Annotated in this window: 21 protein-coding genes; 10 read left to right on the top strand and 11 right to left on the bottom strand. The window is 70.3% G+C overall.

The genetic code is table 11. The features are described 5' to 3' along the window. Positions 1-36 precede the first annotated feature (36 nt). Together RM445_RS08780 and RM445_RS08785 are read right to left on the bottom strand one after the other, a co-directional pair. Entirely contained in the window at positions 37-2,202 is a 2,166-nt protein-coding gene (locus RM445_RS08780; protein WP_311555632.1) for a 3-hydroxyacyl-CoA dehydrogenase NAD-binding domain-containing protein, read from the bottom strand. After that, positions 2,199-3,431 (bottom strand): acetyl-CoA C-acetyltransferase, encoded by a 1,233-nt coding sequence (locus RM445_RS08785; RefSeq protein WP_311555633.1) that lies wholly within the window; start codon positions 3,429-3,431, stop codon positions 2,199-2,201. The genes RM445_RS08780 and RM445_RS08785 overlap by 4 nt, the downstream gene beginning before the upstream one ends. Positions 3,432-3,569: 138 nt before the next feature. Between RM445_RS08785 and RM445_RS08790 the strand changes: the two genes are divergently transcribed. The 9 genes from RM445_RS08790 to RM445_RS08830 all read left to right on the top strand — a co-directional run bounded on the left by RM445_RS08790 (position 3,570) and on the right by RM445_RS08830 (position 12,537). Continuing rightward, the gene (locus RM445_RS08790) at positions 3,570-4,655 is read left to right on the top strand and encodes an S-(hydroxymethyl)mycothiol dehydrogenase (RefSeq protein WP_311555634.1); all 1,086 of its coding nucleotides are present in this window, start codon (positions 3,570-3,572) and stop codon (positions 4,653-4,655) included. Continuing rightward, positions 4,655-5,281, top strand: coding sequence for an MBL fold metallo-hydrolase (locus tag RM445_RS08795; RefSeq protein WP_311555635.1), 627 nt, complete (start codon positions 4,655-4,657; stop codon positions 5,279-5,281). Before RM445_RS08790 ends, RM445_RS08795 begins: the two co-directional genes overlap by 1 nt. A gap of 54 nt (positions 5,282-5,335) precedes the next feature. Beyond that, entirely contained in the window at positions 5,336-6,394 is a 1,059-nt protein-coding gene (locus RM445_RS08800; RefSeq protein WP_311555636.1) for a gamma-glutamylcyclotransferase, read from the top strand. Positions 6,395-6,483: 89 nt separating this feature from the next. Next, positions 6,484-7,512 carry an NAD(P)-dependent alcohol dehydrogenase gene (locus RM445_RS08805; protein WP_311555637.1) on the top strand — a complete coding sequence of 343 codons (1,029 nt, stop codon included), beginning with the start codon at positions 6,484-6,486 and terminating at the stop codon, positions 7,510-7,512. 61 nt (positions 7,513-7,573) lie between these two features. Beyond that, positions 7,574-8,656 (top strand): amidohydrolase family protein, encoded by a 1,083-nt coding sequence (locus RM445_RS08810; RefSeq protein WP_311555638.1) that lies wholly within the window; start codon positions 7,574-7,576, stop codon positions 8,654-8,656. Then, positions 8,653-9,351, top strand: a complete 699-nt coding sequence (locus RM445_RS08815) for an iron-sulfur cluster assembly protein (RefSeq protein ID WP_311555639.1) — start codon at positions 8,653-8,655, stop codon at positions 9,349-9,351. The genes RM445_RS08810 and RM445_RS08815 overlap by 4 nt, the downstream gene beginning before the upstream one ends. 140 nt (positions 9,352-9,491) lie before the next feature. After that, positions 9,492-10,196 carry a metal-dependent transcriptional regulator gene (locus RM445_RS08820; RefSeq protein WP_311555640.1) on the top strand — a complete coding sequence of 235 codons (705 nt, stop codon included), beginning with the start codon at positions 9,492-9,494 and terminating at the stop codon, positions 10,194-10,196. Further along, positions 10,196-11,434, top strand: coding sequence for an Nramp family divalent metal transporter (locus RM445_RS08825; RefSeq protein ID WP_397469263.1), 1,239 nt, complete (start codon positions 10,196-10,198; stop codon positions 11,432-11,434). Before RM445_RS08820 ends, RM445_RS08825 begins: the two co-directional genes overlap by 1 nt. A gap of 137 nt (positions 11,435-11,571) precedes the next feature. Next, positions 11,572-12,537, top strand: coding sequence for a hypothetical protein (locus RM445_RS08830; protein ID WP_311555642.1), 966 nt, complete (start codon positions 11,572-11,574; stop codon positions 12,535-12,537). Positions 12,538-12,639: 102 nt separating this feature from the next. On the opposite strand, the gene groL is transcribed toward RM445_RS08830, so the two are convergent. From groL to RM445_RS08855, 5 genes are all read right to left on the bottom strand, one after another. Continuing rightward, positions 12,640-14,328, bottom strand: coding sequence for a chaperonin GroEL (groL, locus tag RM445_RS08835; RefSeq protein WP_311555643.1), 1,689 nt, complete (start codon positions 14,326-14,328; stop codon positions 12,640-12,642). Positions 14,329-14,439: 111 nt separating this feature from the next. Continuing rightward, entirely contained in the window at positions 14,440-14,850 is a 411-nt protein-coding gene (gene mimD, locus RM445_RS08840) for a propane 2-monooxygenase effector subunit MimD (protein ID WP_311555644.1), read from the bottom strand. After that, positions 14,847-16,034 (bottom strand): ferritin family protein, encoded by a 1,188-nt coding sequence (locus RM445_RS08845; protein WP_311555645.1) that lies wholly within the window; start codon positions 16,032-16,034, stop codon positions 14,847-14,849. The genes mimD and RM445_RS08845 overlap by 4 nt, the downstream gene beginning before the upstream one ends. A 27-nt stretch (positions 16,035-16,061) precedes the next feature. Beyond that, positions 16,062-17,105 (bottom strand): FAD-binding oxidoreductase, encoded by a 1,044-nt coding sequence (locus RM445_RS08850; RefSeq protein ID WP_311555646.1) that lies wholly within the window; start codon positions 17,103-17,105, stop codon positions 16,062-16,064. Positions 17,106-17,202: 97 nt separating this feature from the next. Beyond that, complete coding sequence (locus RM445_RS08855; protein ID WP_311555757.1) at positions 17,203-18,840, bottom strand: ferritin family protein; 1,638 nt, start codon at positions 18,838-18,840, stop codon at positions 17,203-17,205. 265 nt (positions 18,841-19,105) lie between these two features. On the opposite strand from RM445_RS08855, the gene RM445_RS08860 reads away from it, so the two are divergent. Then, complete coding sequence (locus RM445_RS08860; protein ID WP_311555647.1) at positions 19,106-20,962, top strand: sigma-54-dependent Fis family transcriptional regulator; 1,857 nt, start codon at positions 19,106-19,108, stop codon at positions 20,960-20,962. A gap of 11 nt (positions 20,963-20,973) precedes the next feature. On the opposite strand, the gene RM445_RS08865 is transcribed toward RM445_RS08860, so the two are convergent. The 4 genes from RM445_RS08865 to RM445_RS08880 all read right to left on the bottom strand — a co-directional run bounded on the left by RM445_RS08865 (position 20,974) and on the right by RM445_RS08880 (position 25,948). Continuing rightward, on the bottom strand, positions 20,974-21,519 hold the full coding sequence (locus RM445_RS08865; protein ID WP_311555648.1) for a sunset domain-containing protein: 546 nt from the start codon (positions 21,517-21,519) through the stop codon (positions 20,974-20,976). A 59-nt stretch (positions 21,520-21,578) separates the two neighbouring features. After that, positions 21,579-22,991 carry a cryptochrome/photolyase family protein gene (locus tag RM445_RS08870; protein ID WP_311555649.1) on the bottom strand — a complete coding sequence of 471 codons (1,413 nt, stop codon included), beginning with the start codon at positions 22,989-22,991 and terminating at the stop codon, positions 21,579-21,581. Positions 22,992-23,137: 146 nt separating this feature from the next. After that, entirely contained in the window at positions 23,138-24,439 is a 1,302-nt protein-coding gene (locus RM445_RS08875; protein WP_311555650.1) for a citrate synthase, read from the bottom strand. A 129-nt stretch (positions 24,440-24,568) separates the two neighbouring features. Continuing rightward, positions 24,569-25,948, bottom strand: a complete 1,380-nt coding sequence (locus tag RM445_RS08880) for an APC family permease (protein ID WP_311555651.1) — start codon at positions 25,946-25,948, stop codon at positions 24,569-24,571. Positions 25,949-25,952: the final 4 nt, after the last annotated feature.

A 25,952-nucleotide genomic window follows, 5' to 3' on the forward strand; every position in this document is an offset into this window, starting at 1 on the left:
GAGTGCCCGATTCGTCCGAAGATCCACCCAGCGGCCTCAGGCGGCGGCTCGAGAACGCAGCGACGTGGGAACGCCGAACCGCTCGCCGTACCGCTCCGCGAGGGCGTCCGCCCGGGCCACGAACCCGGCCACCCCGCCCGGGAAGCCCTCGACGTACTGCACGACCCCGCCCGTCCACGGCGGGAATCCGATGCCCAGGACCGAGCCCACGTTCGCGTCGGCCACGCTGGTGAGCACTCCCTCGTCGAGGCAGCGCTGGGTCTCGATCGCCTCGACGACCAGCATGCGCTCGGCCAGCTCGCGCAGGTCGACGTCGTGGTTCGTCGCACCCAGCTCCGTGCGCAGGCCCGGCCAGAGCCGCGTGCGACGGCCGTTCTCGTAGTCGTAGAACCCGGACCCGCTGCTGCGGCCCTTCCGGCCGAACTCCTCCACGAGCCGGTCCAGCACGGCCTCCGCCGGATGCGGGACGTACGCGTCGCCTGCCGCCGTACGGGCCTCGTCGCGGATCTTGAGCGGCAGCGTGAGGGTGAGCTCGTCCATCAACTGCAGGACCGGCGCCGGATAGCCGGCCTGCGCGGCGGCCTGCTCGACGGTCTGCGGGTCGATGCCTTCGGCGAGCATCGCGACGCCCTCGTTGAGGAAGGTGCTGATCACCCGGCTGGTGAAGAAGCCGCGGCTGTCGTTGACGACGATGGGAGTCTTCCGCAGGCCGACCGCCACGTCGAACGCCCTGGCGAGCGTCGCGTCCGAGGTCCCGCGACCGCGGATGATCTCGATGAGCGGCATCTTGTCGACCGGGGAGAAGAAGTGCAGCCCGATGAAGTCGGCAGGCCGGTCGACACCCTCGGCGAGCGAGGTGATCGGCAGGGTCGAGGTGTTCGAGCACAGCAGGGCGTCCGCCGCGACGACCTTCGCGACCTCGGCGTAGACCTCCTTCTTCAGCGACACCGACTCGAAGACGGCCTCGATCACGAGGTCACACCCGGCGAGGGCCGCGTAGTCGTCGGTCGGGGTGATCCGGTCGAGCAGGGCCGCGCCCTTCTCGGGTGTCGTCCGCCCGCGCTGCACGCCCTTCGCGACCAAGCCCTCGGAGTACGCCTTGCCCTTTGCCGCAGCGTCGCGGTCGACGTCCTTGAGCACGACCTCCCAGCCGGCCAGCGCACACGAGTAGGCAATGCCCGCGCCCATCATCCCGGCGCCGAGGACGGCGACCCGGGTGGGCGTCCACCGGTCGTACTCGGAGGGGCGCGAGGCGCCGCCGCTGATCGCCTGCATGTCGAAGAAGAACGCCTTGGTCATGTTCTTGGCCACCTGCCCGGTGGCCAGTTCGACGAAGTACCGGGTCTCGATGCGCAGCGCGGTGTCGACATCGACCTGCGCGCCTTCGACCGCCGCCGCCAGGATGTTGCGCGGCGCAGGAAGCGGTGCGCCCTTGAGCTGCTTGCGCAGGTTGGCGGGGAACGCCGGCAGCACCGCCGCGAGCTTCGGCGTCGACGGGGTGCCGCCCGGGATGCGGTAGCCGGGTGAATCCCAGGGCTGCCGCGCCTCCGGATGCTCGCCGATCCACGCGCGGGCCCTCTCCAGCGCCTCCTCGCGGCCCGCCACCAGCTCGTCGACGATGCCGATCTCCAGCGCCGCCGCGGGTTTGTGGCGCTGCCCCTGGGCCAGCACCTTCATGAAGCCGTCCGCGATGCCCAGCATGCGGGTGATCCGGGTGACGCCACCCGCGCCGGGGAGCAGGCCCAGCGTCACCTCGGGCAGCCCGAAGACCACGCCCGGAGCGTCGACCGCGATGCGGCGGTGGCAGGCCAGCGCGATCTCCAGGCCGCCGCCGAGCGCGCTGCCCGTCAGGGCGGCGACCACGGGCAGACCGAGGGTCTCGAGCCGGCGCAACTGCCCCTTGAGCCGGGTGACGTGCTCGAACACGGCCGGGGCGTCGTCCGGGCCGTACCCGATCAGGGTCTCCAGGTCGCCGCCGGCGAAGAACGTCTTCTTGGCCGAGGTCACGATCACGCCGCGCAGCTCGCTCCGGGCCGCCGACAGCTCGTCGAGGACCTGCGCCATCCCGGCGAGGTAGGCCTCGTTCATCGTGTTCGCGCTTCGGGCGGGGTCGTCCAGGACGACGACGGCGATCCCGTCCAGTGCCCCGTCGCCGCGCTCCCAGCGGACGGCCTTCTCCTCGGCGCTCCCGGTGCTCGTCATACCCGCTCCACGATCGTCGCGATTCCCATGCCGCCGCCGACGCAGAGGGTCGCCAGCCCGTAGCGCAGCTCGCGGCGTTCCAGCTCGTCCAGCAGCGTGCCGAGGATCATCGCCCCGGTGGCGCCGAGCGGGTGACCCATGGCGATGGCGCCGCCGTTGACGTTGACCTTCTCGTGCGGCACGCCCATCTCGCGCATGAACCGCATGGGCACGGCCGCGAACGCCTCGTTGACCTCGAAGAGATCAATGTCGTCGACGGTGAGGCCGGCCTTGGCCAGCGCCTTGCGGCTGGCCGGGGTGGGCCCCGTGAGCATGATCGTCGGGTCCGACCCGGAGAGCCCGACGGAGACGATGCGGGCGCGAGGCGCCAGCCCGGCCGCCGATCCTGCCACCTCGTTGCCCACCAGCACGAGCGCCGCACCGTCGACGATGCCCGAGGCGTTGCCGGCGTGGTGCACGTGCTCGATGCGCTCGACCCAGTGGTAGCGCTGCAAGGCGACGGCGTCGAACCCGCCCGCCTCGCCGATCGAGGCGAACGACGGCGTCAGCCCGGCGAGGGCGTCCAGCGTGGCGCCGGGACGCAGGTGCTCGTCGCGCTCGAGGACCGTGAGCCCGTTGCGGTCGCGCACCGGCACGACCGACCGGGCGAACCAGCCGTTCGCCCACGCCTTCGCGGCGCGCGTCTGCGACTCGACGGCGTACGTGTCGACGTCCGTGCGCGAGTACCCGTCGAGGGTGGCGATCAGATCCGCGCCGATGCCCTGGGGGACGAAGCCCGTGTCGTAGGCGGTCTCCGGGTCCATCGCCCAGGCACCGCCGTCGGAACCCATCGGCACCCGCGACATCGACTCGACGCCGCCCGCGAGGACCAGGTCCTCCATACCGGAGCGGATCTTCATGGCGGCGGTGTTGACCGCCTCCAGCCCCGATGCGCAGAACCGGTTGAGCTGCACCCCGGCGACGGTGTCGGGCAGCCCCGCGGCCAGCGCCGCGGCCCGGGCGATGTCGCCGCCCTGGTCGCCGACCGGGGTGACGACGCCCAGCACGACGTCGTCGATCGCCGCCGGATCGAGCGTCGGGAACCGTCTGCGCAGCTCGTGGATCAGGCCGACGACCAGCGCGATCGGTTTGACCTCGTACAGCGAGCCGGAGGCCTTGCCCCGCCCGCGTGGTGTGCGGATCGCCTCGTAGATGTAGGCCTCGGGAATCGGTGTCGTGGATGCCGCCATGGCCGCCCTCCGTCTCTCCGCTCCTTCATACCCCAGCCGGCCGACGATTCCGGCACTTCACCCACCGTCCTGCCCACGACGACTGTCGGGGGTGCATGGCAGGCTGCGCATGAGTCGAGAAGGAGGAGGCGAGCAGCCATGCCGCAGGAGGTCCGCGGGGTCGTCGCGCACAAGAAGGGCGACCCGGTGTCGGTGGAGACGATCGTGATCCCGGACCCGGGGCCGGGTGAGGCCGTGGTCGCGGTCCAGGCCTGCGGGGTGTGCCACACCGACCTGCACTACCGCGAGGGCGGCATCAACGACGAGTTCCCGTTCCTGCTCGGCCACGAGGCCGCCGGGATCGTCGAAGCCGTCGGCGAGGGCGTCACCGACGTCGCCCCCGGCGATTTCGTCATCCTCAACTGGCGCGCGGTCTGCGGGAACTGCCGCGCCTGCCGCCGCGGCGAGCCCTGGTACTGCTTCACCACCCACAACGCCGCACAGAAGATGACCCTGACCTCGGGCCAGGAGCTCTCCGCCGCCCTGGGCATCGGCGCGTTCGTCGAGAAGACCCTCGTCCACGCCGGGCAGTGCACCAAGGTCAACCCCGCCGCCAAGCCCGAGGTCGCCGGGCTGCTCGGCTGCGGGGTCATGGCCGGCATCGGCGCGGCGATCAACACCGGCAAGGTCGGCCGGGGCGACTCCATCGCCGTCATCGGCTGCGGCGGAGTCGGCAACGCCGCCATCGCCGGCGCCCGCCTCGCCGGCGCGTCGACGATCATCGCCGTCGACATCGACGACACGAAACTGGCGTGGGCGAAGGATTTCGGCGCCACCCACACCATCAACTCCCGCGAGCAGGACGCGGTCGAGGGGGTCCAGGCGCTCACCGACGGCAACGGCGCGAACGTCGTCGTCGACGCCGTGGGCCGCCCGGAGACCTTCACCCAGGCCTTCTACGCCCGCGACCTCGCCGGCACCGTCGTCCTGGTCGGCGTCCCCACCCCGGACATGCGCGTCGAACTGCCGCTGCTCGACGTCTTCGGCCGCGGCGGGGCCACCAAGTCGTCCTGGTACGGCGACTGCCTGCCCTCGCGCGACTTCCCCATGCTGATCGACCTGCACCTGCAGGGCCGGCTGCCGCTGGAGAAGTTCGTGTCCGAGACCATCGGGCTCGACGACGTCGAGGCGGCGTTCCACAAGATGCACAAGGGCGAGGTCCTCCGCTCGGTGGTGGTGTTCTGATGGGCCCGGTCGACCACGTGGTCACTTCCGGCACGTTCTCCCTCGACGGCGGCACCTGGGACGTCGACAACAACGTGTGGCTCGTCGGCGACGAGAACGAGGTCATCGTCGTCGACGCCGCGCACGACCTGGAGAAGATCGCGACCGCGATCGGCGGCAGGCGCGTGGTGGCGATCGTGTGCACGCACGCCCACGACGACCACGTCAACCAGGCACCTGCCCTGTCCGACCGCTTCGACGCCCCGGTCTACGTACACCCCGCCGAGGCGCCCCTCTGGGCGATGGCGCACCCGGACCGCAAGCCGGACCACGACCTGTGCGACGGCGACGTGCTCACCGCGGGCGGGATCGAGCTGCACGCGATCACCACACCCGGGCACTCCCCCGGTTCGACGTGCCTCCACGTCCCCGAACTATCCACGGTGTTCACCGGCGACACCCTGTTCCAGGGCGGCCCGGGTGCGACGGGGCGGTCGTTCTCGTCGTTCGACACGATCATCGACTCGATCCGCCACCGCCTGCTCACGCTGCCCGGCGACACCACGGTCCGCACGGGCCACGGCGACTCGACGTCGATCGGCACGGAGCTGCCGCACCTGGAGGAGTGGATCGTCCGGGGTCACTGAGTCACCGCCAGGTAGCACCTGAGGTGCTACCTGGCCGATGCCTACCGTAGGAACGTGCCGAGCCGCGCCTACCCGGACGCCGACTTCCCCGCCGACCCCTACCCCGGCGCCGTCCCGCCCTTCTCCTTCGTCCACCTCGACGAGTGCAGCCACCCGCTGACCTTCGACGTCTGCTGGCGCGTCGGTGAAGCGGGTGGCGCCGAGCTGGATCTGTGGCTGGCGGGGCACGGGGCTCCCCCGCTCGCGGCGCGCATCCCCCTGCTCTCCTACGGCTCGAACCGCAACCCGAGCAAGATCACGTGGCTGCGCCGGTCGCTGGGGCTGACCGGGCCGGTCGTGGTGCTGCGGGCCCGGACCGAGAATCTGGCGGCGGTGTGGGCCAGCGGGTTCCGGGCCCGCGACGGGCAGCGGACCTCCGTGCTCGGCGCCGCACCGGGGGCGACCGAGAAGCACGCCGTCTGGCTGGCCACGCCCGAGCAGGTCGCCGTGCTCGACCGCTGCGAGGGCCGCGACGACCGCTACCGGCTGGCCCGGCTGGGCACCGGCGCGGTCCACACCGACGACGGCCTGCGCATCGAGGCACCGTGGTGCTACCTCGGGCTGTCGGCCATCCGCCGCCCACTGCTGGTGAACGGGAGCCCGGTGCGCTGCGCCGACCTCGACCAGGCCGCGGCCTTCGCGCTCGACGGCGTGCCGGCCCCGGACGACGGGCTGTCGGCCACCACCGTGCATGGTGCGCCGGACCCCGACGCGTGGCCGTCGGCGGTGTTCGTCTACGGGACGCTGCAGCCGGGCCACCGGGCCTGGCCGTTGCTGGCGGAGCACTCCGTCGGACGGCCCCGGCGCGCCACTGTGGCCGGGCAGGTATGGGACACCGGCTTCGGCTATCCGGCGCTGCTTCCCGACGGGTCGTCGCGTGCGCCCGGATGGGTCGTCACCATGCGTGATCCCGTCTCCGCGCTCGGCGATCTCGACCGCTACGAGGGCCCGGAGTACCGGCGCATCCGCGTCGCGGCGACCTCGGGTAGCGGACCGGGGACGGCCTGCTGGACGTACGCGTGGGCGGCGGACGAGGGATCACTGCAAGCGCTTCCGGCAGGGTGGACAAGGTGATCGAAGTGTCTCAACATGAGACTCCGGTCACCATAGGTGCTACGTAGCGTCGGATCGGTTGACCGCGGAATCGACGAGGAGGTCACTGCGTGAAGGCAGTACGGGTGCACGAGTACCACAGCGATCCGCGGATCGACGACATCCCGGAGCCCACGCTCCAGGGCCCGCTCGACGTCATCGTCAAGATCGGCGGCGCCGGGGTGTGCCGCACCGACCTGCACATCGTCAACGGCGACTGGGCGGAGATCCAGAACCCGGACCTGCCCTACGTCATCGGGCACGAGAACGCCGGCTGGGTGCACGAGATCGGCGAGGGCGTCACGAACGTCGCCGTCGGCGACACCGTGATCCTGCACCCGCAGCCCTCGTGCGGTCTGTGCCTGGCCTGTCGCGCCGGCCGCGACATGCAGTGCGAGAACGCGTTCTTCCCGGGCCTGAGCAACAACGACGGCGGTATGGCCGAGTACCTCCGGACCACCGCGCGGGCCTGCGTCAAGCTCAACCCCGACACCAAGCCCGCCGACGTCGCCGCGCTCGCCGACGCCGGGATCACCGCGTACCACGCCGTCCGCAAGGCCGTCCCCGCGCTCTACCCCGGCACGACCGCAGTGGTGCAGGGCGCCGGCGGGTTGGGCCACATCGGCATCCAGGCCCTCGCCGCGATCACCGGCACCCGGATCATCGTCGTCGACCGCAACCCCGACGCCCTCGCGCTGGCCAAGCAGATCGGTGCGGACGAGACGGTGGTCGCCGACGGCAGTCACGTCGACGCCGTCAAAGACCTGACCGGCGGCAGGGGCGGCAACGTCGTGTTCGACTTCGTCGCGGAGCAGGGCGCCGAGCTCGACGCCTGGGCGATGACCGCCCCTGCCGGCTCGATGTACGTCATCGGGTACGGCGGCCAGTTCACGGCCCCGACGCTCGACTTCGTCGGCGGCGAGAAGAACGTGATCGGCAACATCGTCGGCACCTACAACGACCTCGCCGAACTGATGGTCCTCGCCCAGGCGGGCAAGGTCACGCTGCACACGAAGCAGTACCCGCTCGATGCCGCCCTGGACGCCCTGCACGACCTCGACGCCGGGCGGGTCCGGGGCCGGGCGATCCTCGTCCCCTGACCCGTCCACCTGCACGCCCGAACTGACGCGCCCACCACCACAGACGCGAAGGACCACCACCATGTACGAGAAGGACGGCGAGAAGTACTTCATCGTCGACGAGCACCAGCACTTCTGGAACGCCCGGCCCGACAACTGGGTCGAGGGCCGGGAGAACCTCGCCAAGGGCTGGATCGACTGTTTCTACGGGTACCACCAGCTCGGCCCGCCCGAGACCCACTGGGACATGGAGAAGTACCAGCGCTGGACCGTCGACGACTACAAGCACGACGTCTTCGACGAGGGCCACGTCGACGTGGCCGTCCTCCAGTCGACCTACCTGAAGTACTGGTACAAGGAGGGCTTCAACACCGTCGAGCGCAACCGGCAGATCGCCGACGCCTTCCCGGAGAAGGTCATCGTGAACGGGCGCTGGGACCCGCGCGAGGGTGAGGAGGGCTGGCGCCAGTTCGAAGCTGACCACAAGAAGTACAACTTCAAGGGCGTCAAGGTCTACACGGCCGAGTGGATCGGCGACTCGCGCGGCTACAAGATCGACCAGCCCGAGGCTCGCGACTTCCTGAAGCGGACCCAGGACCTCGGCATCAAGAACGTCCACCTGCACAAGGGCCCCACGATCTGGCCCCTGGACAAGGACGCGTTCAACATCGAGGACGTCGACCACGCCGCCACCGACTTCCCCGAGATGAACTTCATCGTCGAGCACGTCGGCCTGCCGCGGATCGAGGACTTCTGCTACACGGCGGTGCAGGAGCCGAACGTGTACGCGGGGCTGTCCGTCGTGATCGGCGCCCACATGTACGCCCGTCCGAAGTTCTTCGCGAAGGTCATGGGCGAACTGCTGTTCTGGGTGGGTGAAGACCGCATCGTCTTCGGCAGCGACTACGGCATCTGGGAGCCGAAGTGGCAGGTCGAGGGCTTCATCGACTGGCAGATGCCGGACGACGAGGCGTTCTCCGACTACCCGCGCCTCACCACCGCGGCAAAGAAGAAGATCATGGGCCTGAACTCGGCGAAGCTCTACGACATCGAGGTGCCCGCCGAGTGCCAGCTGCCCGCTCCGGGCACGACCGCGGACGAGCAGAAGCAGCCCGGTGAGGAGCTGCTGATCGACGCCGGGCTGGCCGCGGGGTCGCAGGCATGAGCGGTGTCCTCCGGGACGCCGTCTGGGCCGCGCTGGACACGGTGCTCGACCCCGAGCTCGACGAGCCGATCACCTCGCTCGAGTTCGTGACGTCGTGCACCGTGTCCGAAGACCCGGACGGATCTGGCGCAGTCGCTGTCGTCCGACTGCGGCTCCCGACGTTCTTCTGCTCGCCGAACTTCTCGTGGCTGATGGTCGCCGACGCGCACGACGCGGTGTCGGCGGTCCCAGGGATCACGCGGGTGGACGTCGCGCTGGAAGACCACTTCGTCTCCGAGGTGATCAACCAGGGCGTCGCGGCACGGGCGGGATTCGTCGCCGCGTTCCCGGGTGAGGCCGTCGCGGAGCTCGACGACCTGCGTGCCACGTTCTTCCGCAAGGCCGCGCTCGCCGGCCAGGAGCGGGTGGCGCGGCCGCTGGTCAACTCCGGAATGGGCCCCGACGAGCTGGCTGCGCTGCGGCTCGGGCAGGTCCCGCCGTCACAGGACCTCGACCGGCTGCGGGCGCGGCGGGCCGAGGTCGGGCTGCCGTGCGGCGACGACGCGCCGTTGCTGCTGCATCCGGAGGGCGAGCCCGTCACGGCCGCGCAGGTCCCACTGCATCTGCGGCGGGCGCGGCTCACAGGCGTGAGCATCGAGGCGAACGGCGGCACGTGCCGCGACCTGCTCGCCAAGCGGTACGCCGCCACGTCCTGAAGAGTTCGTCCACGGCCCCGTCGGCAGCGTCGCCGGCGGGGCCGTGGCATGTCCGTCTCGCGATGAGACATCCACTGCCGGTGTGCGCTCCTAGGTTCGGGGTATTAGACCGCTCTAACACCGGTGTGAGAGGTTGCCCGATGGAGGATCTGCGCTCGTCACGAGCCTGCTGCGGGCTCGTGCCCACCGCCCCGACCGAAGACGCGCTGCGGACCATCTTCGTGCTGACGGGTCGCGGCGACGAGGTGAGCACGTCGGTCCTGGCCCGGCACCTGGGCGTCTCCCCACCCACCGTGTCGATCATGCTCAAGCGGCTCGCCGAGCACGGGCTCGTCGAGCGCACGGACCACCGCGCCACGCTGACGCCGCACGGCGCCGGGCACGCCCGGCACGTCGTCCGTAGGCACCGACTGCTCGAGACCTTCCTCGTCCGCGTCGTCGGGCTCGCGCCGCACGAGGTGCACGACGAGGCGGACGCCCTGGAGCACGCCGTGTCGGACCGGCTGCTCGACCGCATCGACGCCCTGCTCGACCGCCCCACGCACGACCCGCACGGCGACCCGATCCCGCGGTCTGGCGACGCCCACGTCGAGGGCTGGGGCACCCGGCTCGCCGACGCCGCGGTCGGCGGGGAGTTCCGGGTCGAGCGGGTGCAGGACTGGGACGCCGCCGCGCTGGCGCACCTCGACGACCTCGGCGTCGTCCCCGGCCTGACCCTGGTCGTGCTCGAACGCGGACCCGGCGGCCCGCTCTGGGTGCGGTTCGACGGTCGTGACCATGCCCTGGGCGAATCGCTGACCCGCCTGGTGCACGGGCGTGAGGTGCACGTGGACGTGCTCGCATGATGAGCGCCATGCGCACCGCCGCCGCCCGCCCGGCCCGGATGCTGCGCACCGCCCCCCTTCTCGGGCCGGCGTTCGTCGCCGCGATCGCCTACGTCGACCCCGGCAACTTCGCCACCAACTTCGCCGCAGGCTCCGAGTACGGCTACCTGCTGCTCTGGGTGATCGTCGCGGCCAACATCACCGCGATGCTGATCCAGTCGTTGTCAGCCAAGCTCGGCCTCGCGACGGGCCGCAACCTGCCCGAGGTCTGCCGCGACACCTTCCCGCGCCGGGTCAACATCGGACTCTGGGTGCAGGCGGAGTTCGTCGCGATCGCCACCGACCTGGCCGAGGTCATCGGCGGCGCGGTGGCGCTCTACCTGCTCTTCGGGCTCCCCCTGCCGATCGGCGGCCTCGTGACGGGGGTGGTCGCGTTCGGGCTGCTGGCGCTGCAGGAACGCGGACACCGGCCGTTCGAGCGCGCGGTCGCGGGGCTCTTCGCCGTGATCGTCGTCGGCTTCGTCGTCACGCTGCTGCGCGTGCCGGTCGAGGTCGGGCCGCTGGCCGCGGGCCTCGTGCCGGCCTTCGCCGGCTCCGAGAGCCTGCTGCTGGCGACCGGCATTCTGGGCGCGACGGTGATGCCGCACGTCATCTACCTGCACTCGGCGCTGACGAGCCGACGCGATCCCCGGCACACGGCGAAGCTGCGCCACCGCCTGCTTCGGGCGCACCGGCGGGGCGTACTCGTGGCGATGGGGTTGGCCGGAGTGGTCAACGCAGCCATGCTCGTGGTCGCGGCGGCGCTGTTCCACGGGTCCTCGATCCCGGACACGGACACCCTCGAGGGTGTGCACGCCGGCCTGGCCCGGGCCCTCGACGCCCCGGCGGCGACGATGTTCGCGCTGGCCCTGCTGGCGTCCGGCTTCGCGTCGTCGGGCGTGGGGACCTACGCGGGGCAAGTGGTGATGCAGGGCTTCGTACAGCGGCGGATCCCCCTGCTCGCGCGCCGCGCACTGACCCTGGCGCCGGCGCTCGTGGTGCTCTCACTGGGCGTCGACCCGACCGCGGCCCTGGTGTTCTCGCAGGTGGTGCTGGCGTTCGGCATCCCGTTCGCCCTGGTGCCGCTGGTGCTGCTCACCCGGAGGCGCGGGCTGATGGGCGAGCTGGTGAACCGGCGGCTCACGACGGCGGTGGCCTCGCTGGCGGCGGCGGTGATCATCGCCCTGAACGCCGTGCTCCTCTGGCACACGTTCGCCTGAGCCCCGCTCCGCCCCGGCGCGGCCCCGATGTAGCGAAAGCGGCTTTCAGTGCGTTGAGTGCACCGAACGCCGCTTTCGCTGCACGCGTTCTCCCGAACGGCCCCGTGGACCACCACCGGCAGGTCACGATCCGGGCCATGCGACGTGGACGTTGGGCCAGCGACCCCGAGGCGCTGCGGCGCTCGGCACGCGACCGCGTGATCCCCGTGGCGGCGCTCGTCGGTCTCGGCGTGCCGGGGCCCACCGTCGCCCGCCGATGCCAAGACGGCGGGCCGTGGCGACGCCTGCTGCCCGGCATCGTCCTGCTCGGCAGCGGACCGGCCACACGGCAGCAGGAGATCACCGCCGCGCTGATGTACGGCGGCCCCGACGCGCTCGTGACCGGCCTGGAGGCCTGCCGTCGATACGGTGTGCGCCGCGGGCCCGAGCCGCCGCGGAAGGTCCACCTGCTCGTGCCCGAGGAGCGGCAGCTCAAGGGGTCGGAGTTCGTGGTCGTCGAGCGGACCACGCGGCTCCCGCCGGCGATCGTGCGCGACGGCGTGCCGCTGACCCCCGTGGTCCGCGCCTGCCTGGATGGCGCACGGCGCCTCCACTCCGCTGCCGAGATCACCGAACTGATAGCCGACACGGTCCAGCGCCGCCTGTGCACCCCGGCGCAGCTGGCGGCTGAGCTGCGAGAGGGCAGCCAGCGCGGGTCGGCGACACCACGCCGCGTTCTCGTCGACGTCTCAGAGGGCGTCAGATCGACGGCCGAACGCGACGCCAAGCGCCTGGTGGCGCGCAGTGGGCTGCCCGCCCCATGGTGGAACGTGCCTGTGTACGACGACCGTGGCCGGCTGCTCGGGATAGCGGACGCGTGGTTCGACGAGGTCGCGTTGAACTGGGAGATCAACTCCTACGCCTGGCACCTGCACCCCGAGTCGTACGCGCGGGAGATCACGCGCACCGCCGACATGACGGCCGCGAACGTCATGGTGCTTCCGGTGCTGCCGACCGCGCTCCACCGCGACCCGGCCGGGTCGATGGCGACGCTCGTCGCCACCTACGCGGCGGCGGCACGGCGACCGCGGCCCCCGGTGCGGGCCATACGCACCGTCGACTGAGCCCTCCCTCATGTAGCGAAAGCGGCGTTCGGTGCGTTCAGTGCACCCAACGCCGCTTTCGCTACATCCGGCCGCCCACCCGAGCCGCGCGTCGAACGGAGATCAGCCCATCGACGGGCCCAGGCCCATGGACTGCGGTGTCGAGGAGTCCGGGCTCGGCTGCGGGATCCCCTCGTCCAGCTGCCCGAACTCCGTCATCAGCGACTTGTTCCAGGGCGTGACCTCCTCCGCCACCAACGAGTTCGTGGTGAGGATCAGCCCCGCCACCGACGCCCCGTTCTGCAGCGCAGACCGCACCACCCGCAGCGGGTCGATGATCCCCATCTCGACCATGTTGCCGAACCGGCCCTCCAGCGCGTCGAAGCCCTCGTCCACCCCCGCGGCGGAGACCTGCTTGACCACGTCGTCGCCGTCGTAGCCCGCGTTGGCCGCGATGAGGTGCACCGGCTCGCTCAACGCCGAGCGGACGATCTCGACGCCGATCCGGTAGTCACCGGCGACGTCGAGCGCGTCCAGCGACACCTCCGCGTGCAGCAGCGCGGCCCCGCCACCTGCGACGATGCCCTCGGCGATGGCGGCCCGGGTGGCCTGGAGCGAGTCGTCGACGCGGTGGCGGATCTCCTTGGACTCGGCGTTGGTCGGCGCCCCCACCCCGATGATCGCGGCCTTGCCCGAGAGGCGGGCGATGCGGTCGCCGAAGAAGTCCTCGTCCGTCCCGATCGTGGCGCGGTTGAGCTCGGCGCGCAGCTGGGTGAGCCGCAGCTCCAGCGCCTCGCGGTCCCCACCGCCGCCGATGATCGTCGTGTTGTCGCCGGTCACCCGGACCTGCCGGGCGCGGCCGAGGTGCTCGGTCGTCATCTGCTCCAGCGCGAACGACGAGCTCTTGCTGTGCACCTTGCCGCCGCACAGCGCCGCCATGTCCTCCAGCAGGTGGATGCGCTTCTGCCCGAAGCCGGGCGCCTTGATCGCGACGGTCTGGAAGACCCGGTTGACGTGGTTGTGCACGAGCATCTGCAGGGCGGTGCCCTCGACGGTCTCCGCGACGATCACCAGCGGGCGCCGGTCACCACGCATGATCTTGTCGAGCACCGGCATGAGCTGCTGCACGTCCTTGATCTTCTCCGCGGAGAAGAGGAGGTACGGGTCGTCGAGGACGGCCTCGAGCCGGCCGGGGTCGGTGACCATGTAGGGGGTCAGGTAGCCGTTGTCGAACTCGAAGTCCTCGACGAAGCCGAGTGAGATCCCGAGCTGCGAGGAGTCCTCCACGGTCACCGTGCCGTCGTCGCCGACGGTGTGCAGGGCCTTGGCCACCACGCGCCCGATCGCGTAGTCGTCGTTGGCCGAGATCGCCGCGACGCGCGCGTAGTCCTCCTCGGACGACACGGGGTGCGCGACGCTCGCGAGATGCTCGACCACCGTGTTCACGGCGATGTCGATGCCCCGCTTGACCAGCACGGGGTTGCCGCCCGAGTGCACCGCGAGCATGCCCTGGTTGACGATCGCCTGGGCCAGCACGGTGGCGGTGGTGGTCCCGTCGCCGACGGTGTCGTTGGTCTTGACCGCCGCTTCCTTGACGAGCTGGGCACCCATGTTCTCGAAGGGATCGCGGAGATGGATCTCCCGGGCGATGGTCACGCCGTCGTTGGTCACCTCGGGCGACCCGGTGATCTTCTCCAGGATGACGTTGCGGCCCTTCGGGCCGAGAGTGCTCTTCACGGCTTCGGCGAGCTGGTCGACGCCGGCCTGGAGCAGCCGGCGGCCCTCCTCGCCGAATCTCAGTTCCTTCGCCATTGACGGGACCTCCTGTTAAGACGAGCGTTGGTCTGCGGCGCGGGTGCAAATCAACGAGAACGGGCCGCCGCCCGCACGGGCGTGCGCGGACGGCGACCCGTACCGAGCGAACTACTGAATTTCCTCGATGGCGTTCTTCGCCACCTCGGGCGGGAGCATGTCGCCGATGAACTCGGCCGCCTCCTCGAGATTTCCGAACATGACGGTCCGGTCGTCCATGTGGATCATTTTCCCGTAGTGCGTGGACATGTTCTCCTCGAACTCGGCGGCCGTGTAGAAGCCCTCCTCCTCGCCGAGTGCTTCGGAGATCTCGGCGTAGACGAAGTCCATCCGGCCCACGCAGTCCACCCGGATCATGGACGGCAGGTACGTGACAGTCACGTTGTCCTGCCGGTTCATGACGTCGGCGACGACAACGCCGACCTGGCTGTTCATCAGCGTCACACCGGCTTTGCCCGACGCGGTGTTGTCCGCCTTGTACGGGCTCTCGGCGGTCTTGAAGGAGGTCCTGGCGGAGGTCACTGCTTCAGCTCCTCGGGGGTGTCGAGACCGAGATCGCGGCAGATCCCGGAGAACCGGTTCTTCGCCTTGTCGAGGCTGTCCTCGAAACGCGGAGGCTTGTGGTCGGCCGCCGACCACAGGGGCTGCATCGTCCGGGCGGCCTCCAGCGCCTGCGGCACCCATTTCGCCAGCCACGCGCTCATGAGCTGCCGGTTGTGGTCGGCGAACTCCTTGTCCGACACGAGCGGGGCGAAGCAGGCGACGGTCCAGCGCAGGTCGCGCTGGGCGTAGTCGTTCTCACCGGCGCCGATCACCGTCGGGGTGATGAAGTCACCGTGCGGCGCGGCGGTCTGCATGACCAGGTTGCTCCGGAACAGCTCGCCGACCAGCGGCTCGAACACGACGTTCGTGGCGAACACCGACTCCGCCCAGTCGTCCTCGATCGCCGTGAGCGCCTCGGTCAGCCTGCGTGCACCCTGCCACTCGGCGTCGGAGTTCCAGGCCTCGACGTGCGCGGCGCCGTCGAATCCCTCGATCTCCTCGCTCAGGGTGAGGTTGTAGAGGGCGAGGTCCTGGGCGAACCGGATCTTGCGGGTGCTGTTGGCCGCCAGCGCCGTGTTGTGCATGTTCGTCGGCGCGGAGCGCTCGCTCGAGCCGAACACGTACAGCCCGAGGATGTGCTCGATGTGCATCCAGGCGCCGACGTGCCGTTCGACGAAATGCACCCAGTTCGGCGACCAGAAGTCGAACGCCTTGGAGTTTCGGGCGTTCTCGACGTTCTGGTTCGTCTGCCGCACGACATTGGCGTTGTAGCGGTAGAGGGTCTGCTCCCACTCCTCGTTCGGGTCGCGGAACTCGTGCCAGCCGTGCGCCGGCCAGTTCTTCACGTGCAACCCGCCGCTGCCGATTCCGCGTGCCGGCTCGGGCTCGTCGACGCCCCAGGCCTTCAGCTTGGTCCAGTGCAGCGGATATCCGGCCTCGCCGTTGGCGAAGCCGTAGATCCAGCCCTGGGAGAGGTAGTGCCGCGGGTCGGGCTGGACGTCGACGGTGACGTCTTCGTAGTGGGTCTGCTTGCGCTTGGCCGGGGTGAAGTAGTTGTACCGGCGGGCGCTCGCGCCCGAGTCAGGGAATTCGCGCGCACCCGCCTCGGCATCGGTGAAGACGGGTTTCGGGACGCTGCGTTCGGGACGTTCCGTGGTGGACATGGAGCAGTTCCGCCTCTCCGGTCGGGGTCAGGCCTCCGGCTCACCGGTGGTGGTGAACTTGTCGTAGAAGATGTTGTTCTCTTTGACTCCCAGCGCGGTCAGCGTCTCGATGGCCGCGTCGACCATCGGGGGCGGACCGCAGACGTAGGCGTCCACCCCGGCCAGCCCCGACTCGCAGCGGCGGACGACATCGGTGATCATTCCCCGCTCTCCGTCCCAGGGGTCGTCGTCCGGGGCGTGCGACAACGCGGGAATGTAGGTGAACTCGGACAGCCGCTCCGACAGCTCCGCAAGCTCCCCGATGAAGCACAGGTCCTGCTGCGTGCGCGCGCCGTAGTAGAAGCTGACCTTGCGGTCGACCCCGCGCTCGGCCATGGACCGCAGCAGGCCGAGCATGGGGGCCATACCGGCGCCGCCGCCGAGGAACAGCAGGTCCGACGTGCGGCTCTCGCGCAGGGTGAAGGTGCCGAACGGCGCCTCCACCTTCAACTGGTCGCCGAGCTGCACCTTCTCGGCCAGGAACTCCGAGAACAGCCCACCGGGGTAGATCTTGATGACGAACTCGAAGTGGCCGTCCCTGTTCGGCGTGTTCGCCATCGAGAACGACCGGGTCTCCTCCGTGCCGGGCACGACGAAGTCCATGTACTGGCCCGGGAAGAACTTGATCTCCTCGGGCTCGATGAGCTTCACGACCAGGTGGCGGAGATCGTGGGTGACCGGCTCGTTCGACACGACCTCGACGACGCCGGTGCGCAGCGGCAGCCCGCCCCGGATGATCTCCTCGTCGTAGTTGAGGAGCTCGATCACCAGGTCCTCGTAGGCGTGCGCCCGGCAGAGCAGGGTCGAGCCCTCCTCCTTCTCGTAGTCCGGCAGGGCGAACGTCGAGTAGCTGTCGAGCTCGATGTCCTCACCCTCGAGGACGAAGGACTTGCAGGCGGCGCACTGACCCTCCTTGCAGCCGTGCATGAGCTGCACGCCCTGCTCGGCGGCCGCGCGCAGGATGGTCTGGTTCTCGTCGACCTCGATCTCGATACCGACCGGCTCGAACCGGACGACGTGCTTGTCACCCACGGAAACCCGTCCTCATGTGGTCGTCGGGTGGACCCGGGCAGGGTTGGGCAAGGGGAGGGCCGGTCGGGCCGGCCCTCCCCCCTCGCCTGACCCGCGCTCAGGCGTCGGTAGGTGCCGGTCGTCCGGCCGGTCCCTGGCGGATGTAGTCGGCGTGGAACGCATCCCGCTCCGTGTCGCTCATCTCGTTGAGGATCACGTTGGGGCTCAGCAGCGGGCCCATCCGCCGCATGTGGTCCAGCGTCCACATCTTCTTGGGGTCGAGGTCGAGATGCGGCTGCGCCGTCATCGTCTTCCCGTCGTCACGGACGAAGCCCATGTCCGTGATCACGTCGGCCCAGTTCCACCCGTGGTAGAGCGTCTCCCACTCACGGTGGCCGACGAGCCGGCCCATGTTCGGGGTCTCCCGGCCCTGGTACGTGGGCCGGAACGCCTCGACGTCGGTCCAGCGGCACACCTCGTGGCAGTACGTGCGCCACTGGCCGTCGACCTCGGCCATGACCATGTCCTCACGGACCAGACACGGCACCATGCAGGTCCAGCAGCGGTGCGGGTACACGTAGTCGACGTCCTCGGCCACGATCGCGTTGTGCCCGTTGGGCTTGGCCAGGCGCGAGTAGTTCTCCCACCACTTGCCGTACTTGTCGTACCACCCGGGGTACTTGTACTCGAACCACTCGAAGTCCTCGTCGGTCATCCCGTCGATACGCCAGTAGTTGGCGAGCCAACCGGTGGCGAAGAACTGGGCGACCTCGTGGACGTAGCCCTTCTCCCAGATCTGCTTCCACGACTCCTCGACGAGGTCGTGCGGGATCGTCAGGCCGTACTTCTCGAGCGGCACCAGGTAGGCGCGGTAGTAGTCGTCGTAGATCCAGCGACGCCACATCTCGGCGTACGACTCGCGGTCCTTGCGGCGGTCCTTCGTGCCGTACTCGATGAACGTGCCGATCGCGGCGTCGACCACGCGGTGGTTGTTCCACCACGCGTAGCGCAGGTCGCGCTCGAGCAGCTGGCGGTTGTCCTCGTCCGACAGCGCCATCAGCAGGGTGGCGTAACCGTTGGAGATGTGCCGCGACTCGTCGGACTGGACCGAGTGGAACACCGTCGGCAGCAGGTAGTCGCCGTTCGCCGCGGCCTCGGCCGGCATGGCCACGAACAGGGTGTTCGTGAACGCCGTCTCGGCGACGATCGTCAGGTAGATGCTGGCTGCCGTGATCGCGTCACCGGTGATGAACCCCTCGGCGAACTGGCGGCCGATGGTGCCGCAGTAGTCGCTCTGGAAGTTCCGCAGGCTGTTGTTGAAGCCTGCGGGGTCGATGTAGTTGTTCATGTACAGGCGCTTGAGGTTCTGCTGGATCGTCGAGTGGCGGACCTCGTCGATCATCTGGATCGCCTGGCCGTTGTGCAGCTCCGGGTTCGGAACCACGTGGAACAGCATCGGCATCGAGCGCGCCGCCGAGATCTCGGGCAACGGGATGATCGAGAGGAAGAGCTTCTGCCACTCCAGCCAGCGCTCCTGCACCTGGCGGAACATGTTCCCGCGGATGGCGCCGTCCTGAGCGCCGTAGACGCGATTGTCCTTCTCCTCCTCCATCGGGAAGTAGGACCGAAGAACCTGCTTGAGCGGGTCCTTCTTCGCGGCTTTCCGGAAGGTGTAGTCGGTGCCGTACTTCATGTACGGCTCGTGGTACTGCGGCTCCCAGGCGAGCTCCTGGATCTTCTGATGAGCCTTCGCCAGACTCTGCCGACTCACGTGGACTCCTCACGGTGGTGGATGGCCGTGAGTCACGACGGACGCGGGCGTCGTCGACTCCGACAGCGGTCCGGGGCCGCACCGGTCGCGGGAACCGGTGTGGCCTCGTGGCTCGGATCACACCCTTCCCGTGGCGAGGCCGAGGTCTCAATATGAGACTCGTGGGTTCGTGCGTCTGCCTATCGTGGACCGAGACGGGGGTCACAGATCGCGCTCGACCACGGACCGTTGCAGCTCCGAGGAGGTCGGCTTGGCCGAAGCGACGCACGACGGACATCCCGTACCGGGAACGCCGGCGGGAGGTGCGCAGGCACTCCTGGCCCCGGAAGACCCCGGTTCGGCCCGCCTGGCGCTCGCCCGTGCCTCGTTCCTCTCCGACGGCGCCGCGCCGCGCGACGTCGTCCGGGAGCCGATCCTGGCGTCGTGGACCCGGTCGCGGCTCTGGCGCGTCCCGCTCGACCACCTCGACGTCCCGTTCGAGTCCGACCTGGACGGTGAGACCACCCTGCTGCGCGCCGCACGGCCCGTGCTGGCCGAGGCCGCCGAGCAGTTCGCCTCCGAGCCCGTCAGCGTCATCCTCTGCGACGCCAACGGCATCGTGCTCACCCGCGACACCGGCGACACACGGCTCGAGAGGAGCCTGGACCGGGTGTGGCTGGCCCCCGGCTTCAGCTACTCCGAAGAGCACGTCGGCACGAACGGCATCGGGACGGCGCTGGAGGGCGGCGGCCCGGCGCGGGTGTTCGGCCACGAGCACTACGTCGAGCACCTGGAGGAGTTCGCCTGCGCCGGGGTGCCGGTCCGGCACCCGGTCACGCGCAAGGTCCTCGGCGTCGTCGACCTCACCTGCTGGCGTCGCGAGGCCGGCCCGATGATGGCGGCGGCCGTGACGGCCCTGGCCCGGCGCATCGAGGCGATGCTGCTGGAGCAGTCCGGGCGTCGGGAGCACACGCTGCTGCACGACTACCTCACCGCCTGCCGGCGCAACCGCGACGCCGTGCTCGCCGTCGGCGACGACCTGTTGATGCTCAACGACCGCGCACGCGAACTGCTCGCCCCCGCCGACCAGGGGCCGCTGCTCGCCGAGATCGCCGAGGCGCTGGGGACGGGGCGTCGCCAGCAGTTGCTGGTCGACCTGCCGAGCGGCCTGATCGCCCGGGTGCAGTGCAAGCCGAGCTTCATCGAGGGAGCCCGCTTCGGCGGCGTCGCCCTCGTTCAGGTGATCGGCCAGACCGCCGTGACCAGTTCCCGCTCGACGCTGCCGCCCGCGCTCCCGGCCGCGGTGGGGTCGGGACCGCTGTGGGCGAAGTGCCGCCAGGCCGTCGACCGGGCCTTCCGGACGCCTGAGTGGCTGGTGCTCGAGGGTGAGCCCGGCGCGGGGAAGGCCACGTTGGCCCGCGCGGTCCACCAGAGCCGCACACCGGCGGCCCACCTGCGGGTGCTCGACGCCGCGGAGTACGGGCCGCGCTGGATCGCGGACGTCATCGACGAACTGGCCACCGGCGGGGGGACGCTGCTGCTGACCCACGTCGACACGCTGCCGCCGGAGGCCATGGCCGTGCTCGCCGACGTGCTCGAGCCCTACCGCGAGTCGACCGACGTCGACGGGCACTGGGTGGTGGTCACCACCGGCAGGCAGCGGGGCGACCGCGACGGCGACCTCGCGAACCTGCTGACGTTGTTCCCGCGCACCGTCGAGGTGCCGCCGCTGCGCCACCATGTCGAAGACGTCGCGGAGCTCGTCCCGCACCTGCTGACCCGATTGACCCGGGGCGGGTGCCTGTCGGTCTCACCCGCGGTGATGCGGGTGCTCATGCGCAACCTGTGGCCCGGCAACGTCGAGCAGCTCTACCAGGTGCTGCGGACGACGGTGGCCCGCCGCCGGTCCGGCACGATCGAGCTGTCCGACCTGCCCCCGGAGTGCCGCGCGACCACCCGCAGGGTGCTCACACCGCTGGAGGCGATCGAGTGCGACGCGATCGTCGACGCGCTCCTGGACACCGACGGCAACAAGGCCGAGGCCGCCCGCCAGCTCGGGATGTCGCGGGCGACGATCTACCGCAAGATCCGGGGGTACGGCCTCACGATCCCGTTCGAGACCGCGTAGACCGCGCGGCCCTACGATCGGCGGGGCGCCCGGGGGGTGAAGCCTGCGGCGCGGGCGTCGTCCGCGGTGCGGAACCACACGTCGGCGCGGGTGCGCGCGTAGTACGGGCTGCCGGGTGCGTAGAACACCCGCGTGGCGGACTTGCCCTTGACGACGTGGTCGGCGTCCGGCGACGAGCCGTCGGCGGACGCGCGCACGGAGCCGGGACCGAACGGCGTGTCGGGCAGCGCAGGCGCGGTCACGGACGCGACGGCGGAGGCGGCGGGAACGGCTCGCGCCCGGGCGAGGACGGGCTCCGGCTCGGACACCGGCTCCACGACCGGCTCGGACACCATGAGCTCCAGCTGCGCGTCCGGCTCGGCGGGCTCGTCAACGGCGACGGGCGCTGCCGCCAGGACGGGCTCCGCGGCCGGAACCGGGCGCGGCGGGAGCGCCTGCCAGCTGTCGTGCAGCGTGCGACGCTCGGTGAGCCGGGACCGGACGGCCCAGGCGGCTACTCCGACTGCCAGCAGCGGCACCAGGACTGCGCGCCGGCGCCGGGTCTGCTTCTCGGTCATGCAGCACCTCCCCGTTGCGCCGAAAGGGTAGGGGACCGCACCGACAAGACCGTCGGCGGTCAGGCCGAGCCGCCCCTGACCTGCTCGTACCGGTCCAACGCCGCTCGACGCTCCTCCGCGTGGTCCACGATGGGACGGGGGTAGCCATTCGGCGGCCCGCCGGGCAGCTCCCACGGCCGGTGCACCGCCTTGCCGGGCACGTCGCGCAGTTCCGGGACGAAGCGCCGCACGTAGTCGCCCTCCGGGTCGAACTTCTCCCCCTGCACCACCGGGTTGAACACTCGGAAGAACGGCGCGGCGTCGGTGCCCGTGCCAGCGACCCACTGCCAGCCGTGGTTGTTCGACGCCAGGTCGCCGTCGGCGAGGTAGTGCATGAAGTGCCGGGCGCCGCGCTGCCACGGCAGGTGCAGGTCCTTGACGAGGAAGCTCGCCACGATCATCCGCACCCGGTTGTGCACCCACGCCATCTCACGCAGCTGGCGCATCCCGGCGTCGACGATCGGAAACCCGGTGCGGCCCTCCGCCCACGCGGCGAAATGCTCGTCCGCGGCGGGCCCCGAGTCCGAGGGCAGGGCGTCGAACCGGCGGTCGAAGTTCTTCCGGGCGGAATCGGGGCGGTGCCACAGGACGTCCGCGTAGAACTCCCGCCAAGCCAGCTCGGAGCGCACGCTCTCCACGCCGTCCCCACTACGGCCGGCGAGGTCGGCCAGCAGCGTGCGTGGGTGCACCGTGCCGTACTTGAGGTGCACCGACATCCGCGACGTGCCAGGCCGGTCCGGACGGTCTCGGGTGCGCTTGTAGGCGGTCGCGCCGTCGTCGAGGAACTCCTGCCACCGCGCCAGCGCCACCTGCTCGCCCGCGGGCGGGAGCTCGGCCTCGACGCGGTCGTCGTCCGGGATCCGGGTGCGGCGGGGACCGCCGTGCTTGTCGTCGGGATCGAGCCACTCGACCGTGCGGGCATCGGTGTCGGCGGGCCGCCGCCAGCCGTGCTGCTGCCAGGCCCGACGGAACGGGGTGAACACCTTGTACGGCGTGCCGTCGGGCTTGGTCACCCGTCCGGGCGCGACCGCGTACGGCGACCCGGAGCGCACGAACTCGCGCCCGTGCTCGGCGAGCGCCTTCTCGACGGCCTCGTCACGGGTGCGCCCGTAGGGCCCGAAGTCCGCGGCGGCGTGCACCTGCCGCGCGTCGACAGCCGCAGCGACGTGGGGCACGACGTCAGCCGGGTCGCCGCGGACGACGAGCAGCCGCCCGCCGAGTTTCTCGTCGAGCTCGCGCAGGCAGCGGTAGAGCACCGTACGCCGGGGCGCCCCCGACGGGTCGAGCAGCGCGGGATCGAGCACGAACAGCGCGAGGGCGCGAGCGGCACCGTCGGCGGCGGCGAGGAACGTCGGCTGGTCGCGCACGCGCAGGTCGCGGCGGAACCAGACGACGGCCGTGCCGTAGGGCGCAGGGTCGTCGACGGCGCTCATGCCGCGACGCTAGCGACCCCGGCGTGCCCGCGCGCGCCGACCGGGGCCCGTCGGGAACTCAGCATGGTGGCTTTGCTGCGGTGGGAGTGCAGCAAAGCCACCATGCTGCGAACCTCGCGGCCGGGTCCACCTCGTCAGGGGCCGGGTCAGCGCTCCGGCATCGAGACGTAGCTGCGCTCCGTCGGGCCGACGTAGAGCTGGCGCGGGCGGCCGATCCGGTTCTCGGGGTCCTGGATCATCTCCCGCCAGTGCGAGATCCACCCCGGCAGCCGGCCGAGCGCGAACAGCACCGTGAACATCTTCGTCGGGAAGCCCATCGCCCGGTAGATCACGCCGGTGTAGAAGTCGACGTTCGGGTAGAGCTTGCGCTCGATGAAGTAGTCGTCGGCCAGCGCCCGCTCCTCCAACGCCTTGGCGATGTCGAGCAGCGGGTCGGTCACCCCGAGCTTCTTGAGCACCTCGTCCGCGCTCGCCTTCACGATCTTCGCGCGCGGGTCGTAGTTCTTGTACACCCGGTGCCCGAAGCCCATCAGCTTCGCGCCCTTCTCCTTCTGCTTGACCCGCTCGACGAACGCATCGACGTTGCCCTCTTCGACATCGCGGATCCGCCCCAGCATCGACAGCACCGCCTCGTTCGCCCCGCCGTGCAGCGGCCCGAACAACGCGTTGATCCCCGCCGACACCGACGCGAACAGGTTCGCCTGGGCCGAACCCACCAGGCGCACCGTCGAGGTCGAACAGTTCTGCTCGTGGTCGGCGTGCAGGATCAGCAGCAGGTCCAGCGCCTTGACGAACTCCGGGTCCACCTCGTAGGGCTCCGCCGGGAAGCCGAAGGTCATCCGCAGGAAGTTCTCGATCAGACCCAGCGAGTTGTCCGGGTAGAGGAACGGCTGGCCGATCGACTTCTTGTAGGCGTACGCCGCGATCGTGGGCAGCTTGGCCAGCAGCCGCACCGTGGACAGCTCGACCGCGTCCTCGTCGAACGGGTCCAGCGCGTCCTGGTAGAACGTCGAGAGCGCCGACACCGCGGACGACAGCACCGGCATCGGGTGCGCGTCGCGCGGGAAACCGGAGAAGAACGCCTTGAGGTCCTCGTGCAGCAGCGTGTGCCGGCTGATCTTCTTGGTGAACGCGTCCAGCTCGTCCTTGGTCGGCAGCTCCCCGTAGATCAGCAGGTAGCTGGTCTCCAGGAACGTCGACTTCTCCGCCAGCTGGTCGATCGGGTAGCCGCGGTAGCGCAGGATCCCTGCGTCGCCGTCGATGTAGGTGATCGCCGACGACACCGGAGCCGTGTTGCCGTAGCCGGGGTCGTAGGTCGTCAGGCCGGTGGTCGACAGCAACTTGCCGATCTCGAACGCCGATGCGCCCTCGGTGGCGGGCCGGATCGTCATCTCGAGCTCGCCACCCGAGGTGTGCAGGGTGGCGGTCTTGCCAGGCTCGTCGGCCATGTGTCGGTCCCTCTCACCGATGAGTCGAACTCCGTCTGAGTCGTGCTCCCGGTCGCAACGCTAATCCGCCGCGGCTCCGTTCGGGTGGCTCGAACGCCACTCGTTGACATGGGTCACACCGGTCGGGTGTCACCCCTTCGTCAGATGGGTCGGGTCCACGTCGACACGCCCGACGACGAGCCGGTTGATTACCCAGAGGACGACACCGACCGCCAACAGGATCCCAGCCACCAGGAACTGCTGCAACGGTCGCCCGGACAGGGGCGTCGCGAGGAACCCGCAGAGCACGATGCCCGCGTACGGCGCCCAGCCGGGCGCGCGGAAGTGCGGGCGGTCGACGGGGTCGCGCCTGCGCAGGACGAGCACCGCCACGTTGACGATCGTGAAGACCGCCAGCAGCAGCAACGCGGTCGTGCCGCCCAGCAGCGTGATGTCCGCCGAGATCACGAGGACGATCGCGACGGCGCTGGTGAACACGATCGAGACCCACGGCGTTCGGCGGTTCTGGTGCACGCGGCCGAACGGGCGCGGGATGATCCGCTCGTTGGCCATGCCGTAGAGCAGCCGGCTGGCCATCAGCATGTTGATCAGGGCGGAGTTGACGACGGCGAAGAGCCCGATCGCCGCGAACACGGCCAGCGGGAAGCCGGGCGCACCCGCGTCGAGCACCTTGAACAGGGCGTCGCTCTTCGCGGCGGCGAGCACGTCCGCGGGCACCAGCATCGACGAGAGCACCGCGACGATCACGTAGATCGCCGCAGCGACGCCCATGCCGAGCAGCATGGCCCGCGGGAAGATCCGCGGCGGGTTGTGGCACTCCTCGGCCATGTTCACCGAGTCCTCGAACCCGACCATCGCGAAGAACGCCAGCGACGTCGCCGCCGTGATCGCGAGGAACGCCGAGGTGTCGCCCGTGTTGATCTCGACGAGGCGCGAGGCGTCCCCCCGGCCCTGCATCACCGCGTACACCCCGACCCCGATGATCAGCAGCAGGCCGGAGAGCTCGATGCAGGTCAACACCACGTTGGCCTTGACCGACTCCCCCACCCCGCGGAAGTTGATCACTGCGAGCCCGATGACGAAGACGGTGGCGACGGCCCAGGTCGGCAGCGTGACGAACTGCCGCAGGTACGTGTCGCCGAACGCCTTCGCCGCCGTGGCGGCCGAGGTCACCCCCGACGCCATCACGGTGAAGGTGACCATGAACGTCAGGAAGTTGATCCCGAACGCCTTGTGCGTGTAGAGCGCGGCCCCGGCTGCTCGGGGGTACTTGCCGACCAGCTCCAGGTAGCTGAAGGCCGTGATGAAGGCGACCGCGAAGGCGAGCAGGAACGGCAACCAGAGCGCACCGCCGATGACGCCGGCCACCGAGCCGGTGAGCGCGTAGATGCCGGTGCCGAGGATGTCGCCGATCACGAAGAACAGCAGCAACCCCGGGCCGATCGCCCGCTTCAGCTCCGGTTGCCCCGAAGTGGACTCGATATCCTGATCCGCCACTGCGTCCGCCATGTCG

Source organism: Pseudonocardia charpentierae (genome assembly GCF_031845345.1).
Classification (GTDB): Bacteria; Actinomycetota; Actinomycetes; order Mycobacteriales; family Pseudonocardiaceae; genus Pseudonocardia; species Pseudonocardia charpentierae.

Coding starts and splice junctions, on each gene's coding strand:
- RM445_RS08830 (WP_311555642.1), top strand. CDS start 11,572: ATGCGACGTGGACGTTGGGCCAGCGACCCCGAGGCGCTGCGGCGCTCG.
- RM445_RS08845 (WP_311555645.1), bottom strand. CDS start 16,034: ATGTCCACCACGGAACGTCCCGAACGCAGCGTCCCGAAACCCGTCTTC.
- RM445_RS08780 (WP_311555632.1), bottom strand. CDS start 2,202: ATGACGAGCACCGGGAGCGCCGAGGAGAAGGCCGTCCGCTGGGAGCGC.
- RM445_RS08870 (WP_311555649.1), bottom strand. CDS start 22,991: ATGAGCGCCGTCGACGACCCTGCGCCCTACGGCACGGCCGTCGTCTGG.
- RM445_RS08795 (WP_311555635.1), top strand. CDS start 4,655: ATGGGCCCGGTCGACCACGTGGTCACTTCCGGCACGTTCTCCCTCGAC.
- RM445_RS08810 (WP_311555638.1), top strand. CDS start 7,574: ATGTACGAGAAGGACGGCGAGAAGTACTTCATCGTCGACGAGCACCAG.
- RM445_RS08880 (WP_311555651.1), bottom strand. CDS start 25,948: ATGGCGGACGCAGTGGCGGATCAGGATATCGAGTCCACTTCGGGGCAA.
- RM445_RS08815 (WP_311555639.1), top strand. CDS start 8,653: ATGAGCGGTGTCCTCCGGGACGCCGTCTGGGCCGCGCTGGACACGGTG.
- RM445_RS08790 (WP_311555634.1), top strand. CDS start 3,570: ATGCCGCAGGAGGTCCGCGGGGTCGTCGCGCACAAGAAGGGCGACCCG.
- RM445_RS08820 (WP_311555640.1), top strand. CDS start 9,492: ATGGAGGATCTGCGCTCGTCACGAGCCTGCTGCGGGCTCGTGCCCACC.
- RM445_RS08865 (WP_311555648.1), bottom strand. CDS start 21,519: ATGACCGAGAAGCAGACCCGGCGCCGGCGCGCAGTCCTGGTGCCGCTG.
- RM445_RS08825 (WP_397469263.1), top strand. CDS start 10,196: ATGAGCGCCATGCGCACCGCCGCCGCCCGCCCGGCCCGGATGCTGCGC.
- RM445_RS08875 (WP_311555650.1), bottom strand. CDS start 24,439: ATGGCCGACGAGCCTGGCAAGACCGCCACCCTGCACACCTCGGGTGGC.
- RM445_RS08785 (WP_311555633.1), bottom strand. CDS start 3,431: ATGGCGGCATCCACGACACCGATTCCCGAGGCCTACATCTACGAGGCG.
- groL (WP_311555643.1), bottom strand. CDS start 14,328: ATGGCGAAGGAACTGAGATTCGGCGAGGAGGGCCGCCGGCTGCTCCAG.